This window comes from Caballeronia sp. (assembly GCF_028292365.1).
Lineage (GTDB): Bacteria > Pseudomonadota > Gammaproteobacteria > Burkholderiales > Burkholderiaceae > Caballeronia.
This window is the reverse complement of record NZ_JAQGMM010000546.1, coordinates 1-17,600: the sequence shown is the minus strand read 5'-3', so window position 1 is coordinate 17,600 and position 17,600 is coordinate 1. Positions and strand designations below refer to the sequence as shown.

Sequence of the window (17,600 nt, the reverse complement as noted above, 5' to 3'; positions counted from 1 at the left end):
GCGCACCCATCCGCAAAACCCCCAACAAATCCAAAACCCGTATCAATCGATTCACAGTTTGAAATTTACGTGCATCGCTGTACTGCCTAAAGTCTCCATCAATCTTAATGGAGACGCCGATGACCCGATACACGCAACAGGAGCTGCGCGATGCACTGAGCGCGGGTTTGCTTTCCTTTCCCGTTACTCACTTCGATAAAGACTACGGATTCGATGAAGCTGCGTATCGCAGCAACCTCGAATGGCTGTCGAGCTATCCCGTCGCCGGGTTGTTCGCTGCTGGCGGCACAGGCGAATTCTTCTCGCTGACGTCGGCGGAAGTCGATCGCGTGGTCAAGGCCGCCGTCGAGCAGGTGGCGGGCAAGGTGCCCGTGATCGCGCCCGCCGGTGGGGGCACCGCGCAGGCAATCGAGCAGGCGCAGGCCGCCGAAGCCAACGGCGCCGACGGCATTCTGCTGTTTCCGCCGTATCTGACCGAGTGCGATTCCGCCGGCGTCGCGGAACACGCAATCCGCGTCTGCCGCGCGACCCGGCTTGGCGTGATCGTCTACAGCCGCGCGAATGCGACACTCGACGATGTCGCCGTGGCGCGCATCGCCGATCAATGCCCGAATCTGATCGGCTACAAGGACGGCGTCGGTGATATCGACCGGATGACGCGCGTCTATAGCCGAATGGGCGATCGCCTGACGTATGTCGGCGGCCTGCCGACCGCCGAGACCTACGCGCTGCCTTACCTGGAAATGGGCGTAACGACGTACTCGTCGGCGATCTTCAACTTTCTGCCCGACTGGGCGCTGAAGTTTTATGCGGCCGTACGCGCACGCGATCACGCATTCGTTCACCAGGAACTCCGCGATTTCGTGTTGCCCTACACGCTGATCCGCAACCGGCGCGCGGGTTACGCCGTGTCGATCGTCAAGGCGGGTATGAAGGCCGTCGGCCGCTCAGCGGGTCCGGTGCGCACGCCGCTGTCCGATCTGAACGACGACGAACTCGCGCAACTCAAGCGACTGATCGGGGAGCGCCGGTGATGAACGCGCTGACCGACGCATCGACGGACAGCTAGATCGAATGTGATCAAACAGCGGTTTGTAAGAATATATTTTTTGACAGTAAATTTCCGTGATGATATATTTTTTATCAAAATACTGAGAAATATGCATTCTTTGGTCTGGCGAACAGGCAGATCCACGGATAGCCGGTATTTTCAAAAAAAGAGAGGAGACGATGCGAACAGTCGAGGCTTTCGTTTCAGACAGGATGGACTCAGCGCGAATCACGCCAACCCACGTGAAGGTGGTGGCGCTCGTCGCTGCCGGCTACTGCATTGATGTCATCGATTACGCAATCTACGGTTCGTTCATACCGGACATGCTGCACCAGCACTTCGCGACGCAGGCGCAGCTCGGATGGGTGGGCAGTGCGCAATTGTTCGGGCTCGCGCTCGGCACGTTCCTGCAGGGCCAGTTCACTGACCGCTTCGGACGCAAAGCGGTGTACCAGTTCAATCTGCTGCTTTTCGGCCTGGCCACGATCGCGAGCGCGCTGGCGCCGACTGTCATGTGGCTCCTCGTCGCGCGCTTCATCTCGGGCCTCGGCCTCGGCGCCGAACAGCCGCTTGCCTTCACCTACGCCGGTGAATACGCGCCGAAAGACATTCGAGGCCGGATTCTCGCGCTCGTGCATTTCATCGGCGGCGCGCTTGTGTGGCCGATGGCGTTCCTCGTCACGCTGTACTTCCGCGAATCGATTGGATGGCGGGGCATCTGGGGCGCGATAGGCGTCGCGGCGCTGATCCTGTTCGTGCTCCGCTTCGCGTTGCCCGAATCGCCGCGCTGGCTTGCTGCCAAGGGACGAGGCAAGGAGGCGTTGGCGATCATCAAGAAGATGGGACTGGGTTCGCCGTCGGAGGAACTGTCGGAAGCCGTCGCCGTGACGTCATCCGATCCGTTCGTGGTCGTCTGGAAGAGCTACCGGGTGCGATTGCTCGCAGCCATGGTCTGTTTCAGCGCGTTCTTCTGCGTCACGATCGGCCTTGGCACCTGGCTGCCGAGCATCATGAGCAGCAAGGGCTTCACGATCACCAAGTCGCTCTCGTACGCGTTCGGCATGACGTTGGCGGCGCCGTGTGCAAGCCTCTTCATGATGTACGCGCTCGACCGGTTTGGCCGCCGACGCACCGCGTTCATCACCTTCCTCTGCTCTGGCGTATTTGCGATCGTCTTTGCAAACGCCGGGACCGACATGCAACTGATCGCTGCCGGTTTTCTGATGATTTTCTTCTACCAGGTGGGCGGAAACACGATGCAGATCTTCGCGTCGGAAGTCTTCCCGACCCAGGCGCGTGCCTCCGGCTTCGGCATGGCGGCGGGGATCGGACGGCTGGCCACGGCTGGCTTTGTTCCGGCGCTTCCGATGATCCAGCATACTTATGGTCTTGCCTCCGTGTTTGGCTGCATCGCCGCGTTGATGGTGATCGCGGCGTCGGGGCTCCACCTGATTGGACCGGAAACGCGCCGCCGCTCGCTCGAATCCATCGCGAGCGCGCCGAGCGAAGCTGAGGTTACCAAAGACGTCGATCGAGTCTACGGTGACCAACGAGGTTGATCGAGTTTAACCAGACGAGGGCTTGCGAGATGGTTCCGATTTCACATTCATCAAACGTGACCTTTTTAGGCCACACCGATCAGGGCAAGCGCCCGGACGGTGTGCAGATCATGGTCGATCGAGGCCATGCCTATATCGGCCATATGTTCAGCGATGGCATTTCGGTCATCGACGTCGGCAACCCGAAAGACCCGAAGCCGGTCAACTTCATCGCCTGCGCGAAGAACACGCGTGCGCATCATCTGCAACTGCACGACGGGCTTCTGCTGGCCGTCAACAGTGCGAACGTGTGGGCGCTTCAGCAGTATCAGAGCCAGCAGGATTACTTCACGAACGCCATCGACGATAGTTTCACGCGACGGGAAAAGCCGTTCGTTGCCGGGCTGCGTATTTACGATGTCAAAACGGATCCGGCGAATCCGCGTGAAATCGGCTTCTGTGCGGTCGATGGTATCGGGCTGCATCGCTTGTGGTGGACGGGCGGCCGCTATGCGTATGCGTCCGCCCAGATCGAGGGCTTCATCGACTTTGTGTTGGCGATCTTCGATGTCAGCAATCCGGCCAAACCGACACTCGCCGGCCATTGGGCATTGCCGGGCATGAATCGGGAAGCAGGAGAGGTACCCGCCTGGCCGAAGGGCAAGCGTTGGGCGCTGCACCATGCCATTCCCGCCGACGGCAAGTTGTTCGGCGCCTGGCGCGACGGCGGTTTTACTATTCACGACCTATCGGACCCCGTTGCACCGAAGCTGATGAGTCACACCGTTCTCTCTCCGCCGTTCGCCGGGGGTACACACACGCCGCTGCCGTTGCCCGGGCGCGGACTCGCGATCGTCGCAGACGAGGCGATCAGTTCCAACTGTGCCGCGGGCTTGGCGCACACGTGGGTGTTCGACGTTCGCGACGCTGGCAACCCGGTGTCGATCGCCACGTTGCCGCAGCCGGAAGAACTGAACTACTGCGCAGTCGGCGGCAAGTTCGGACCGCATAACCTGCACGAAAATCGTCCCGGCGCATTCCAGAGCGAAAATCTCATTTTTGCCACCTGGCACAATGCGGGTGTCCGCGTGTTCGATATTTCCAATGCTTTCCGCCCGCGTGAGGTCGGCCATCTCGTGCCGGGCGCGCCGCAGGAACTGGTGGATATCCGGCCGGGCGCGGTGCCCGTCACGCAATCGGCGGATGTATTCGTCGATCGAAACGGCCTCATGTATGTCACCGATACGAATGCTGGCCTGACCATTGCGCAGTTCGAGGATGCTTGATGTTGCCTTCGCAGAATACGAAAACCGTTCCGAGTTCCACCCGCACGAGCACCGTCTACAGGGTGCTTCGGCAGGACATCCTGTGCGGAAAATTATCGCCGGCCGCGAAATTGCTGATCGATGAAATCAGTCAGCGTTATGGCGTGACGAGCACGCCGATACGTGAGGCACTCAATCAACTCGTCACGGAAGGCTTCGTTCATCGAGTCGATCAGAAAGGCTTCTTCGTGGCGCAGGTTTCGCGGCGCGAACTGACCGAGTTGACGAATACGCGTTGCTGGGTCGAATCAATTGCGCTACGGGAAGCGTTGGCGCACAGAACGCCGCAATGGGAAGAGCAACTGATTCTCGCGGGACATCGGCTGTCGCGCATCAATCGGTCGTCCGATCCTGAAGTCTTCCAGGAAAACGCGCCGTGGGAAGACACGCACAAGCAGTTTCATATGGCGTTGATCGCCACGTGTCCGTCGCGCTGGTTGCTCGATTTCTGTTCGCTGATGACCGATCACGCGGCGCGTTATCGCTATTTGTCCATGAGTCTCGCGTATCCAGAACGCGACGTAACGAAGGAGCACAAGGCATTGATCGATGCCGCGATCGACGGGCCGCCTGCACGCGCGATCGAAATGCTGGTCGAGCATTACCGGGCGACGGCAGACATCATCGTCAGATCGATTCTGGATCTGCCGGAATAGCACGCAGAACACGGATCGCAGAACACAACACAACTTGTTAACAGGGATTTCAGCATGGCGAACAGATATGCAGTGGTAACAGGAGCGGGTAGTGGCGTCGGACGGGCAGTCGCGACTGCGCTGCTGCAAAACGGATATTCGGTTGCGCTCGCAGGGCGTCGTCAGGACGCGCTCGAAGAAACCGCGCAACTCGCGGGCGGCAATAGCCTGGTCATTCCCACCGATGTATCGAAGCCCGACGACGTGAAAGCGCTGTTCGACAGGATCGCGTCGGAGTTCGGCCGGCTCGACGTGCTCTTCAACAACGCGGGCACGGGTTCGCCCGCAACGAATTTCGGCGATGTCACGTTCGAGCAGTTCTCCAAGGTCATCGACGTGAACATTCATGGCATGTTTCTGTGCGCGAACGCGGCGTTTCGCATGATGCGCGACCAGTCGCCGCGCGGCGGACGCATCATCAATAACGGCTCGCTGTCGGCGACGGTGCCGCGTCCTGGTTCCGCGCCTTATACGACATCGAAACACGCGGTCACTGGCCTGACTAAATGCATCGGCCTGGACGGACGCGCTTTCGACATCGTGAGTTCGCAGGTCGATATCGGCAATGCCGAAACGCCGATGACGGCGCGCATGGCCAAAGGCGTGCTTCAGCCGAACGGCACGACGGCAATCGAGCCGACGATGGACGCAGCGAACGTCGGCAAGACAGTGCTGCTGATCGCGGACATGAGTCTTGACGCGAACGTGCAGTTCGTCACGGTAATGGCATCGCAAATGCCATCGTTCCTGGGACGCGGTTGATTCGAGGTTGATTCGATAAACGAGGGCAGGGCGTCCGGTGCGTCGTGCCTTTTTCGAAGTAACTCAGAAGCAGGATTATTTTTAGAATCTTTAAATATAACAATCAGTAAACCTTAATAAATATAGAAATTAGGAGTGCAATTCGTAAGAAAACTGAGTGATCCAATTACACCCAATAAAAGGAGACAGAAATGCGAAAGATCGTCTGGATGGCGGCCGGCGTGTCGATGTTGGTCAATGTGGCTAATGTGGCGCACGCTCAGAGTTCGGTGACGCTTTACGGCATCGTGGATAACGGCATCGGGTATCAGAGCAGCGCGACGACGCTCGGCTCGACCGCGGGCGGTCACTCGATCGTCAAGATGACGACCGGCGTTTTTGCAGCCGACCGTCTTGGTGTCAAGGGCGCGGAAGATCTCGGCGGCGGGACGCAGGCCATCTTCACGCTGGAGCAGGGCTTCAACGCGGCCAACGGCACTGAATCCGTTTCCGGGTTGGGGTTCAGCCGTCTGGCGTATGTCGGGCTGACGAATCCCGTCTACGGTACGTTGAGCGCCGGTCGCGTGTATTCGGCGTACTACACGCTCCTGCAACCGTACAGCCCGGAGCCGAGGCTGACCGGCTACTACGCGGCGCATCCTGGCGATATCGACGGCACGGACACCGACTATCACGAGAACAACACGGTCGTGTATACGTCGCCGAATTATCGTGGCCTGACGATTAGCGGCGAGTACTCGTTCGGCGGCGTCGCGGGCAGCCTCAATGCGGGTTCGGCGTGGAGCGCGGGTGCGCAGTACATCAACGGTCCGTTCGGCATCGCGGCGGCTTTCTGGCGCATCAACAATTCGACGCCGGGTGGCGGCGCGTGGGGTGCGTCGTCGGCGACGGGGAACAATGGAGCGCAGATCGGCGTATCGGCGATCAATGTCGGCTATCAGACGGCGCAGGCGCAACAACGCTTCGCCGTCGCAGGCGGCTACGCGATCAACTCAGCATGGGACTTCTCGCTGATGTACTCGAACGTGCAGTACATTCCGGGCACGCACTCGGCTTTCACCGATACCGCGATCTTCAACACCGCAGGCGCCGTGCTGCACTTCAAGCCGTCCCCCGCAGTCGATCTCTCGGCCGGTTACGCCTATACGCGCGCGACGGATGCGAACCGCATTTCGTCGGCTGCGCAATATCACCAGTTCACGCTCTCAGAGGTCTACAGCCTGTCGAAGGCGACGTCGCTTTACGCCATCGAAGGCTTTCAGCGCGCGAGCGGCCAGACGCTCGGCATCAACGGCAGCGGCGATATCGTCAATGCCGTGGCGTCGAACGGTGATGGCGCGAATGCACAGCCTTCGTCGTCGCGTAGTCAGGTTGTCGGTGGTATCGGCTTGATGCACAAGTTCTGAGAGCGCTGCGAACGCAACCGGTTTTTTCAAGGAGAAAGTGAGCATGAAGCTCGTGAGTTTTCGCCATGCAGGCAACGATTCGTTCGGTGTCGTGCGCGATGATCGCGTCGTCGATCTGGCGCCGTATGCATCTGAAGTCGGTTCGACATTGAAAGAGGCGCTGGCGCGCAACAGTCTTGCCGCGATTGCGACCATTGAACGCGAGGCGAAAGTCGATGTGGGTTGGTCCGACATCGAGTTGCTGCCGGTGATTCCCGATCCGCAGAAGATCCTGTGCGTCGGCATCAACTATCTGTCGCATCTGAAAGAGACGGGACGTGACACGCCCGACAAGCCCACGATCTTCACCCGTTTTGCCGATTCGCAGACCGCGCATAACGCCGCGATCGTGCGTCCGGCGGCATCGGAGAAGCTGGATTTCGAAGGTGAACTCGCCGTCGTGATCGGCCGTTGCGCGCGACATGTGAAGGCAGCGAATGCGCTGGAATATATCGCGGGCTATGCCTGCTACAACGACGGCAGCGTGCGCGATTGGCAACGTCACGCGAGCCAGCTGACGCCCGGCAAGAACTTCCCGCGCACGGGCGGCTTCGGTCCGTGGCTCGTCACCGCAGACGAAGTGGGCGATCCATCGACGCTCTCGCTGACGACGCGTCTCAACGGTGAAGTCGTGCAGCAGGCGACCACTGACGATCTCATCTTCGACATTCCCACGCTGATCGAATACATCAGCACGTTCACCGAACTCGCGCCTGGCGACGTCATCATCACGGGCACAACGGGCGGCGTTGGTGCGTATCGACAGCCGCCGCTGTGGATGAAAGCGGGCGATGTTGTGGAAGTCGAAATCTCGAAGATCGGCGTGCTGCGCAATACGGTTGTCGACGAGTAGGTCGTCGCTCGGGCGACCGGTCACGTCAAGGGGAAAGTTCGTGTTCGATCTGAATCAGTTGCGCTGTTTTGTTACCGTCGCGGAAGAACTGCACTTTGGCCGGGCGGCGGCCCGGTTGCATATGACGCAGCCGCCGTTGAGCAGGCAGATCCAGTTGATCGAGCACTGCATTGGCACCGCGCTGTTCAGCCGCACGAATCGCATGGTCAGGCTGACGCTTGCGGGACGCAGTCTGTTGCCCGAGGCGAACGCGATTCTGCGTCACGCGGAACGCGCGCGGCTCTCGGCGCGGCGCATCGGACTCGGCGAAACCGGCCGGCTTGCGATCGGCTTCACCGCCGCCGCAGGCTACGACTTCTTGCCCGACATGCTGGGACGTTTGCGCCGCACGCTGCCCGATATCGATCTGGACTTGCGCGAGATGGTCAGCAGCGCGCAGCTCGATGCGCTCGACAACTGTCAGCTCGACGTCGGTTTGCTGCGCACGGTGCCGTCACGCCGCGACGATCTCGCCAGCGCGTGCGTCGCGCGCGAAGCGCTCGTCGCGGCGTTGCCGCTCGAACATCCGTTGGCGCTGCGCAGCGGCTTGCATCTGCGCGATTTCGACGGTTGCGCGATGGTGATGTATTCGCCCGACGAAGCGCAGTATTTCCACGATCTCGTGCGCCGTGTGTTCGCCGGTATCGGTGCAACGCCGGTCTACGGTCAGCACGTCAGCCAGATTCATTCGATGCTCGCCATCGTCCGCTCGGGACTCGGCGTCGCGCTGGTGCCGGAGACCGCGAGCCGCATGTCGTACGAAGGCATTGTGTATCGCGAGATCGGCGGCATCGAGCCGGTCAAGCTCGTCGAGTTGCATCTCACGTGGAGGATCGACAACGAAAATCCGGCGCTGGCGAAGGCGTTGCCGCTGCTTCAGGGTATCTGCGCTCCAGGGCGGCTGTCGACGTTTGCCGAACGGCGCGAACGCGTGCAAGTGTGACCGCGTGTGATTGCGTCTGATGTTGTGTGGCGCGTTTCTATCGATGACGGTCAAGTTCACTGATGCAAACCGGACGGAGACAACATGCGAAATCGGGCGATGTCATTTCTGTTTCTGCTGGCGCTCGCGCATGGCGCGCACGCCCAGGTCGCGGACAAAAAGGTGCTGACGCTGGCAGGCGCGCAAGGCATTGTCGAGGCGGCGTTGTCCGCGGCGAAAAGCAACCAGCTGCGTCAATCGATTGCAGTTGTCGACGACGGCGGCAATCTGCTCGCGTTCGCGCGCATGGACGACGCGCAACTCGCGGGCGTGCAGATGGCGATCGGCAAAGCGCGCACGGCGCTGATGTTTCAAGGTCCGAGCAAAGGTTTTGCGGATCGCATCGCCGCTGGACAACTGAACGTGCTCGGGCTACCAGGCATGTTACCCGCCGATGGCGGTCAGCCGCTCGTGTATGGCGGGAAGATTGTGGGCGCGATTGGCGTAAGCGGCGCATCGCCGGCGCAGGACGGACAGTCGGCAGTGAAAGCGGCCGCGACGCTGCAATAGCGTGATGACTTGCGTCGAAAAAAACACATAACAGGAGACACATATGCTGAAAAAATGGAGCCGTCTCGAACTTGGCCTTGCTGCCCCACCGTGCGGCTGCGGGCTCTCGCATCCTCATTACCATGCACAACATGAAGCGTTATCCGCGCATGGCGTAAAGCGTCGCAGCGTGCTCGGCGCGGCTGCGGCGCTCGGCATGGGACTTGCAACCGGTGGCGACGTGTGGGCGCAAGCGAAGCCCGCCGCACGCATCATCGATGTGCATCATCACTACACGTCGCCCGCGTTGCTCGCAATGATGCTCGGGCGGCGCACGAATCAGGTCTTCAATCAGTCGTGGACCGTGCAGAAATCGCTCGACGCGATGGACGCGGGCGGCATCGCGACTGCGGTCGTGTCGACCAGCGATCCGGGCATTTTCTTCGGCGACTACGATCAGGCGAAGGCGCTGGCACGCGATTGCAACGAGTTCCAGGCCCGTATGGTCGCCGATCACAAAGGCCGCTTCGGCATGTTCACGACGCTGCCGCTGCCCGATATTGACAGCACCCTCGCCGAGATCGCATATGGCCTCGATACGCTGAAGGCGCAAGGCGTCGGCATGATGACGAGCTACGGCAACAAGTATCTCGGCGATCCGTCGTTCACGCCGGTGATGGAGGAACTGGAACGCCGCCGCGCGACGGTGTTCGTGCATCCGCTGCAACCGGCGTGCTGCACGAATGTCGTGCCGAAAGTGCCGGACGTCGTGGTCGAATACGGCACTGAAACGTCGCGCACGATCGCGAGTCTTTTGATGAATCACACGACGGTTCGCTACCCGAATATTCGTTTCATCTTTTCGCACGGCGGCGGCGATGTGCCGTTCCTCGCGTTCCGTTTCGCGCGCATGGTGTCCGGCGACAGCGAGTTGATGAAGGCCGAACCGGGCGGCGGAATCGCGCTGATCCAGAAGCTTTACTTCGATACGGCGCAGGCGTGGAACCCGTATTCGCTGCCGTCGCTGACGGCATTGATGCCGCCCGAACACATACTGTTCGGCTCGGATTTTCCGGCGGCGTCGCCACTGGATACAGCGAACGGATTGCGCGCGTCGGGCATGAGCGCGGCGTCGCTTGCGAAGATCGAATGGCAGAATGCGCGCGGGATGTTGCCTAACCTCGGTGCCTGACCTCGTTGCCTGAGTCGTACATGCCAGGCCCTGGCGAAGGTCACGGCCTTTCCAGTTAAACCCGCAACGCCGCGCGCAACTTTTCCGGCGACAGCGGCAAATCCCTGAAGCGCTTGCCAGTCGCGTTAGCAATGGCGTTCGCCAACGCCGCCGACATCGGTCCTTGCGACGCTTCGCCGACACCCAAGAACGGCGTGCCCGGCCGATCGATCAAATCGACATCGAGTACTTTCGGCGCCGAAGAAAAACGCAGGATCGGGTACTGGCTCCAGTCAAAACTCGTAATGTTGTGCGCGTCGAAAGTTGTCGCTTCGAACAGCGTCCAACTCGCCGATTGCACGATGCCGCCTTCGACCTGATTGCGCACGCCGTCCGGATTCACGATCTGTCCGCAATCGATCGCGCACGCTACGCGCTCGATCGTCACATAACCCGTTTCGCGTTCGACCGCGACTTCGACGGCCAGCGCGCAGTACGCCATCAGGTTCTTGTACATCGCGAACGCAAAGCCGACGCCGCGCGAGGGCGCGCCGTCATGCACGCGGCGCGGCCAGCCGAAACGCTGTGATGCGCGTTCGATCACGTCACGCGCGCGTGGATCGTCGAGATGCTTCAGGCGGAACGCAACCGGATCGGACTGCGCGGCGAGCGCAAGTTCGTCGATGAAACTCTCGATCGAAAAGATGTTGTGATACGCGCCGAGCGAACGCATTGCCGACACGCGGATCGGCATGTCCGGCAGGAAATGATGCTGCACGTAGAGATTCGGCAAGCGATACAGCGGAATGCTGTTGCGGTCTCCACCGCCCTCGGGCATCGGAATCGGCTTCGGCGGCGCGGGCGTGAAGGGCTTCGACAGAAACCACGTCGGCATGAAACGCCCGGCGTTTTCGATGCGATTGTTGTGCGTGTTGCTCCACACCTCGAACTTCCAGTCGACGATCTGTCCGCTCGCATCCAGGGATGCCGTCACGTCGCTCGACATCGCCGGTCCGAACGGCTCCCAAGTGTGCTCCTGCTCGCGCATCCATTGCACGCGCACGGGCTTTCCAGGCACGGCGCGCGCGATCAACGCGGCGTCGGCGGCCACGTCGTCGGCACCGTTGTGTCCGTAGCAACCGGAGCCTTCGACGTGGATGCAATGCACGCGCTCGGGCGGCATCGACAGCATTTCGGCGAGCCCTTTGCGCATCGGAAATACGCCTTGCGTGTGCGTCCAGACCGTCATCGTGCCGTCGTTGAGCCACGCGACGGCGCACGACGGGCCGATCGATCCGTGCGTCAGATACGGTTTCGTGAAGCGCGCGTGCAAGGTCTGCGTGGCGGGCGCGGCGGCGGCCGTTTTGTTCGCGACGGAGATTTCCTGCGCCGGCAGTTTTTCGAGCGTCTCGTGGATTGTCGACTGCGCGGGCAACGGCGGACCGCTGTGCCATTTCGCGGCCTCGGACAGCGCGCGCATCGCGACAATCGCGCGCCATTCATCGTCGGCGACGACCGCCAGATAGCTGCCGTCCTGCACGACGGCGATCACGCCGGGCATCGCGCGTACAGGCTTGATATCGACCGATTGCAGCGTTGCACCGTAAGACGGCGGCCGGACAACGCGCGCATGCACCATGCCGGGCAACCTCAAGTCCTGCACGTAACGCGGCGCACCGGTCACCTTGTCCGGAATATCCACACGATGAAACGACTGGCCGATCACGTTGAACGTCTTCGGATCTTTGGTCGGCGCGCCGGGCACGGCATTGCGATGCAAGTCGACGCCGCTGACCGCTTCGCCGAATGTCAATCGACGGCCGTCGTTCGCGACAATCTCGCCGTTCTGCGTCGTCAGCGATGCGACGTCGACGTTCAATCGCGTGGCCGCGGCTTCGAATAAAAGCGAGCGCACCTGCGCGGTCGCGTTGGCGATTGCGGTGCCGCTGTCGGCGGTCGAATGACTGCCTGCGGTGTAGCCTTCGTCAGGCGTCGCGTTCGTGTCGGCGGTGACGAGGACGATGCGCTCGGGCGTCACGCCGAGCTGCTCGGCGGCGATCTGCATGAACGCCGTGCGAATGCCAGTGCCGAGTTCCGCCTTGCCGGTGAACACCGTGATGCGGCTCGCCTCGTCGATCTTCACCCACGCGTCGAGCATTGGCGATGTCTTCAGACTGCCCGGGAGCTGCGGCGCGGACGCAGTGAACGTGCCGGCTTCGGTCGTCGTGGTCTGCGCGAGCGCGCGTACGGCGGGCAACAGCGTGAAGCCGACCATTACGCTGCCAGCTGCAAGAAAGCGGCGGCGATTGAGGTTGTCGGGCGGAATGCGCGGATCGTTCATGCGTGTTGCCCCGCCTGACGAATCGCGGCAAGTATGCGCATGTGCGTGCCGCAGCGGCACAGATTGGGCTCCATGTGCGCGCGAATCTGCTCGTCGGTGGGCGACGGTACGCGATCGAGCAGCGCCTGCGCGCGCATCACCATGCCCGCGATGCAGTAGCCGCACTGCGCCGCCTGTTTATCGATGAATGCCTGTTGCAGCTTGCCGGGATTGTCCGTGCTACCGAGTCCTTCGATGGTACGCACGGAACGGTTGCCGATGGCCGCGACCGGCATCAAACACGAGAACACCGGCTTGTCACCGACGATCACCGTACACGCGCCGCATTGGCCCAGACCACAGCCGTATTTCGCGCCGTGCAGGCCGAGTTGATTGCGCAGAGCGTAGAGGAGTGGCGTCGACGGATCGATATCGAGTTGATGCGGTGTGCCGTTCACAATGAGCGTCATCATGGTTCGTGAGACTCCTTGCGCAGGCGTTCGACGTCGGCTTCGTCGAGCGTCCATGCGGGTTGGCTGCTGAAAGTCGAGCGTAGGTACGCGGCGAGATCGGCGATCTGCGCGTTGGTGAACGTGTCGGCGAAGCCGGGCATGAAGGCGGCGCGCGTGCTGCGATCGGTGGGAATGCCGTCGAGAATCATCCGCAGCGCATTACGTGGATCGTGCGCGTTGACGGCGGTGCCGAGCGCCAGCGATGGACGGCTGCCGAGCGTCGTCATCGGCGCGTTCGTTGCGTGGCATGAGGCGCATGCTGCTGAGAAAAGCGTTGCGCCGTTGCCGATGTTATTCATGTTTGCCTGGGCGGTTTGCTGCGTTGCCTTAGACGATTCCCTGCGCGATGTTTCGGCTGGCTTTTGTAGTGAGAGCAGATAAGTGGCCATCGCATCGATATCGGCATCGGATGCATTCGTCAGCGATTGCGTCACCGCTCGCATTGGTCCGGCCGCTGCACCATGTTGATCGGCGAAACCAGTGCGCAGATACGCGGCGAGTTGATCGTGCGTCCACGGTTCGGGCGCGCTCAGCAACGTCGTCAACGCGGGTGCCTCCCAGCCTTCAATCACGTTGCCGTCGAACGCGTCGCCGCGCTTTTCTGCGCCGAGCAGATTCGTCGGCGTGTGGCAGGCGGCGCAATGCGCGGGGCCGTCGATCAGGTATTTGCCGCGTATTAGCTGTGCGTCGTGCGTTGCGGGTTCTGCGGGCGCTTCGCCATTCACTTCGACGCCGGGATGCAAAAAGAACAGATTCCATGCTGCGATCAACGGACGGACGCTGAACGGAAACGTCAACCGGTTCGCGGGCGCGGTGGATTGCACGGCATCGCGCGACATCAGATACACGTAGAGCGCGGCGATGTCGGTGTCCGTCATATGCGTGAAGTGCGGATACGGAAACGCAGGATAGAGCAGATGACCGTCGCGCGCGACGCCGCGTCGCATCGAACGCGTGAAGTCGCTGAGCGTCCAGTCACCGATGCCGGTTTTGCGATCGGGCGTGATATTGGTCGAATAGATCGTGCCGAACGGCGTGTCGAGCGGACGGTCGCCTGCGAAAGGCGCACTGCGATTTGCCGTGTGACACACGACGCAATCGCCGATCGCGGCCAGGTTTGCGCCGTGTTGGAGCAGGGCGGTATCGGTGAGTAATGGCGTTGGTGTTTCTGCTGCGTTGGCCGTTGATGTGAAGGGCGGATGCACGAGCGAGCCAAGCGTCGCCGCGAAAAACGCGGCGCACGATAATGCGCACAGCGATGCCGCCAACCTGATCGACCTCTTCTTCATCGCGTCTCCATCGATGCGTCCGATTCAGCCGTCATGTATAGCACAGGATTTGCGAATCGCGTTCTGCCAAAGGATTCAATTAAGGTATCGATGAGGCCGATGACATCAACGTGGCGCGGAGATGGCGCGAGTGTGGCGTCGTTGACATAGGTGAGCGCAGATTGGGTTGGGAGAGCATTAGACCAAGGTCCCATTCTGTGTCGTCGACCAAGAGTGGCGGATTGCTCCTGGCCGATGCGGTGGAAAGCCGCTACATTGTTCTGTTCGTCAACGACCTACTCTCGGCGCGTGGAGTTGATCATCCGGCCCGTTCCCTACGAGTGATACATCGAGCCGTAACCGACGCAAAGGGCAGCAACGTCTAACACAGACAGGAATGCCAGATCGTTTCAAATGGCCGATAAGACTAAGGTCCAATATCCGTATCCACGGCGCTCCCTTATGCTTCTCAACAGCAGTTGTCAGTTCGTGAGTCTCATCCGACGAGAAGATCATGGCCAAGGATTCGAGCCCTGAAGGCACCAGGACAACGGAAGAATTACGTCTGGACGAAGCACGAGAAAAAGCAGTGCCGTGGAAACAATGGGGACCCTATCTCAGCGAACGCCAATGGGGGACCGTGCGCGAGGACTACAGCGAGAACGGAGATGCATGGAACTACTTCACTCACGATCAGGCACGGTCGCGGGCTTATCACTGGGGTGAGGATGGGCTGGCCGGTTTCAGCGACGACAAACAGCGGCTATGTTTTGCGCTGGCCCTGTGGAACGGCCGGGACCCGATACTGAAGGAGCGTCTCTTCGGCCTGACCAATGCCGAGGGCAATCATGGCGAAGACGTAAAGGAATACTATTTTTACCTCGACAGCACACCGACCCATTCGTCGATGAAGTATTTGTACAAGTATCCGCAGAACGCATATCCGTATAGCGATCTCATCGATACCAACGGGCGACGTGGCAGGAATGATTGGGAATACGAGCTGCTCGACACCGGTATCTTCAGCGAAAATAGATACTTCGACGTGTTTGTGGAGTACGCAAAGACCACCCCCACAGACACCCTGATTCAAATTACCGTATGCAATCGGGGACCGGAAGCCGCTACGCTGCATGTGTTGCCGACCCTGTGGTTCCGCAACAGCTGGACATGGTGGCCGGAGCAGCCCAAGCCTTCCTTGCGGAAGGTAACGGGCGCGGATGGGGTCGCGACTATTGCCGCGTCGCACGCCGAACTGGGTGACTATTTATTGCAGTGCGAGGGGAATCCGCAACTGCTATTCACTGAAAACGAGACCAACAACGAGCGGCTCTTCGGCACGCCCAACACTAGCTCCTACGTCAAGGACGGCATCAACAACCATGTCGCGGCGGGCAGGCAGGAAACCGTCAATCCGGACCTGACCGGGACCAAAGCGGCTGCGCACTATCAGCTCGATGTGCCCGCGGGAATGACATCGGTCATCCGGCTTCGGCTCGGCAACGCCGCGCCGGAAGATCCCTTCGGTAATTTCGATCAAACCGTCGAACAGCGCCGGCGCGAGGCCGACGAATTCTATCGGGCGATCACGCCCGCCCGTGTTGGCGAAGATGCGGCCAACGTGATGCGGCAGGCGCTGGCCGGCATGCTGTGGAGCAAACAGTATTTCTTTTTCGATGTCGACAAATGGCTCGAGGAACACGACGCCGATCCAACGCGGCAGTCGATGAGCCAGGTTCGCAACCGCGACTGGTTCCACATGATCAGCGATCATGTCATCTCAATGCCGGACAAGTGGGAGTACCCCTGGTTCGCCGCCTGGGACCTGGCCTTTCACACCCTTGCGCTTTCGACCGTCGACATCGATTTTGCCAAGCAGCAACTCGTGCTTCTGCTTGACCAGGCCTACCTGCATCCGACCGGGCAGATCCCGGCCTACGAGTGGAATTTCAGCGATGTCAACCCACCGGTACAGGCCTGGGCCGCGATCTTTCTCTACCGGATGGAGCAGACCTTGCGGGGCAGCACCGATGTCGATTTTCTGAAGCGGGTCTTTGGCAAGCTCTCGGCGAATTTCGGCTGGTGGGTGAACCGAAAGGACCGCTTCGGCAAGAACGTCTTCGAAGGAGGGTTCCTCGGTCTGGACAATATCGGTGTCTTCGACCGTAGTGCGCCGTTGCCGAACGGAGGCTATCTCGAGCAGGCGGACGGGACTGCGTGGATGGCCTTGTTCTGCGAGAACATGCTTGAGATCGCCTTCGAGCTTGCAGGGCACGACTCGACCTATGAGGATCTGGCGACGAGCTTCGGCATCGAGTTCATGCTCATTGCCCGCAGCATGAATGCGGTGGGTGTGGATGGCATGTGGGACGAGGAGGATGGCTTCTACTACGATGTCCTGCGCCTCCCTGACGGAAGCGCGACGCGGCTCAAGGTCCGCTCAATGGTTGGTTTGCTGCCGCTGTGCGCCGCAACGGTCGTCGAGCAGTGGCAGCGGGATCAGTCTCCCAGACTGACGGCTCAAATGCGTGAACGCCTGAGGCGTATGCCAGAGCTGCGTGAGTCCATGCACGCTACCGGGCCAGGCCACTTCGGTGTGGCGGAACGCGGCATGATCGCTCTCGTGAATGAGACCCGTCTGCGCCGAATCCTGACCCGGATGCTCGACGAGAACGAGTTCCTCAGCCCGCATGGGATCCGGTCGCTGTCCCGCTATCACGCCGGGAACCCTTATGTTTTTTCGGTGCAGGATCAGGAATACCGGGTGGGCTACCTACCGGCAGAGTCGGACACAGGAATGTTCGGCGGCAACTCCAACTGGCGAGGGCCGGTCTGGATGCCGGTCAACGTGCTGATCATTCGTGCTTTGATGCACTACTTTGCGTACTACGGCGACAGCTTCAAGATCGAGTGCCCGACGGGCTCCGGCAACTTGATGAACCTGTTCGAGGTCGCCCGCGACATTGCCGATCGCCTGACACGGATCTTTCTGCGCGATGAGTCCGGCCGGCGGCCGGTGTTCGGCGAATCTGAAAAATTCCAGAAGGATCCCTACTGGCGGGATAGTTTGCTGTTCTACGAATACTTTCATGGCGACAATGGCGCCGGCATCGGCGCCAGTCATCAAACGGGATGGACGGGTGTTGTTGC

Annotated in this window: 14 protein-coding genes and 1 pseudogene; 12 read left to right on the top strand and 3 right to left on the bottom strand. The window is 60.7% G+C overall.

Annotated features, from left to right (window positions below; genetic code table 11):
- Positions 1-119 precede the first annotated feature (119 nt).
- From kdgD to JWR14_RS32040, 10 genes are all read left to right on the top strand, one after another.
- Positions 120-1,034, top strand: coding sequence for a 5-dehydro-4-deoxyglucarate dehydratase (kdgD, locus tag JWR14_RS32085; RefSeq protein WP_299717491.1), 915 nt, complete (start codon positions 120-122; stop codon positions 1,032-1,034).
- A 196-nt stretch (positions 1,035-1,230) separates the two neighbouring features.
- Positions 1,231-2,610: an MFS transporter gene (locus tag JWR14_RS32080; protein WP_299717489.1), complete on the top strand. Its 1,380-nt coding sequence runs from the start codon at positions 1,231-1,233 to the stop codon at positions 2,608-2,610.
- 29 nt (positions 2,611-2,639) lie between these two features.
- Positions 2,640-3,875, top strand: a complete 1,236-nt coding sequence (locus tag JWR14_RS32075) for a hypothetical protein (protein WP_299717487.1) — start codon at positions 2,640-2,642, stop codon at positions 3,873-3,875.
- On the top strand, positions 3,875-4,570 hold the full coding sequence (locus tag JWR14_RS32070; protein ID WP_299717485.1) for a GntR family transcriptional regulator: 696 nt from the start codon (positions 3,875-3,877) through the stop codon (positions 4,568-4,570). Before JWR14_RS32075 ends, JWR14_RS32070 begins: the two co-directional genes overlap by 1 nt.
- A gap of 54 nt (positions 4,571-4,624) precedes the next feature.
- Positions 4,625-5,371, top strand: a complete 747-nt coding sequence (locus tag JWR14_RS32065; RefSeq protein ID WP_299717483.1) for an SDR family oxidoreductase — start codon at positions 4,625-4,627, stop codon at positions 5,369-5,371.
- A gap of 191 nt (positions 5,372-5,562) precedes the next feature.
- On the top strand, positions 5,563-6,777 hold the full coding sequence (locus tag JWR14_RS32060) for a porin (RefSeq protein WP_299717481.1): 1,215 nt from the start codon (positions 5,563-5,565) through the stop codon (positions 6,775-6,777).
- Between the two features lie 43 nt (positions 6,778-6,820).
- Positions 6,821-7,669: a fumarylacetoacetate hydrolase family protein gene (locus JWR14_RS32055; RefSeq protein ID WP_299717479.1), complete on the top strand. Its 849-nt coding sequence runs from the start codon at positions 6,821-6,823 to the stop codon at positions 7,667-7,669.
- Positions 7,670-7,709: 40 nt separating this feature from the next.
- On the top strand, positions 7,710-8,651 hold the full coding sequence (locus tag JWR14_RS32050; protein ID WP_299717477.1) for a LysR family transcriptional regulator: 942 nt from the start codon (positions 7,710-7,712) through the stop codon (positions 8,649-8,651).
- A 99-nt stretch (positions 8,652-8,750) separates the two neighbouring features.
- Positions 8,751-9,200 carry a heme-binding protein gene (locus JWR14_RS32045; protein WP_299717475.1) on the top strand — a complete coding sequence of 150 codons (450 nt, stop codon included), beginning with the start codon at positions 8,751-8,753 and terminating at the stop codon, positions 9,198-9,200.
- Between the two features lie 43 nt (positions 9,201-9,243).
- On the top strand, positions 9,244-10,371 hold the full coding sequence (locus JWR14_RS32040; RefSeq protein WP_299717473.1) for an amidohydrolase family protein: 1,128 nt from the start codon (positions 9,244-9,246) through the stop codon (positions 10,369-10,371).
- Positions 10,372-10,426: 55 nt separating this feature from the next.
- On the opposite strand, the gene JWR14_RS32035 is transcribed toward JWR14_RS32040, so the two are convergent.
- Genes JWR14_RS32035 through JWR14_RS32025 form a run of 3 tightly spaced genes read right to left on the bottom strand, consistent with a single transcriptional unit; the run spans position 10,427 to position 14,471 of the window.
- On the bottom strand, positions 10,427-12,691 hold the full coding sequence (locus JWR14_RS32035; protein WP_299717471.1) for a molybdopterin cofactor-binding domain-containing protein: 2,265 nt from the start codon (positions 12,689-12,691) through the stop codon (positions 10,427-10,429).
- Complete coding sequence (locus tag JWR14_RS32030; RefSeq protein ID WP_299717469.1) at positions 12,688-13,143, bottom strand: (2Fe-2S)-binding protein; 456 nt, start codon at positions 13,141-13,143, stop codon at positions 12,688-12,690. The genes JWR14_RS32035 and JWR14_RS32030 overlap by 4 nt, the downstream gene beginning before the upstream one ends.
- A complete protein-coding gene (locus JWR14_RS32025; protein WP_299717467.1) occupies positions 13,140-14,471 on the bottom strand; it encodes a c-type cytochrome in 1,332 nt (443 codons plus the stop codon). Before JWR14_RS32025 ends, JWR14_RS32030 begins: the two co-directional genes overlap by 4 nt.
- A gap of 197 nt (positions 14,472-14,668) precedes the next feature.
- On the opposite strand from JWR14_RS32025, the pseudogene JWR14_RS32020 reads away from it, so the two are divergent.
- Together JWR14_RS32020 and JWR14_RS32015 are read left to right on the top strand one after the other, a co-directional pair.
- Positions 14,669-14,764, top strand: a pseudogene (locus JWR14_RS32020) (potassium transporter TrkA); the annotation flags it as partial.
- A gap of 200 nt (positions 14,765-14,964) precedes the next feature.
- A partial coding sequence (locus tag JWR14_RS32015) for a glucosidase (protein WP_299717465.1) occupies positions 14,965-17,600 on the top strand: 2,636 nt, incomplete at its 3' end.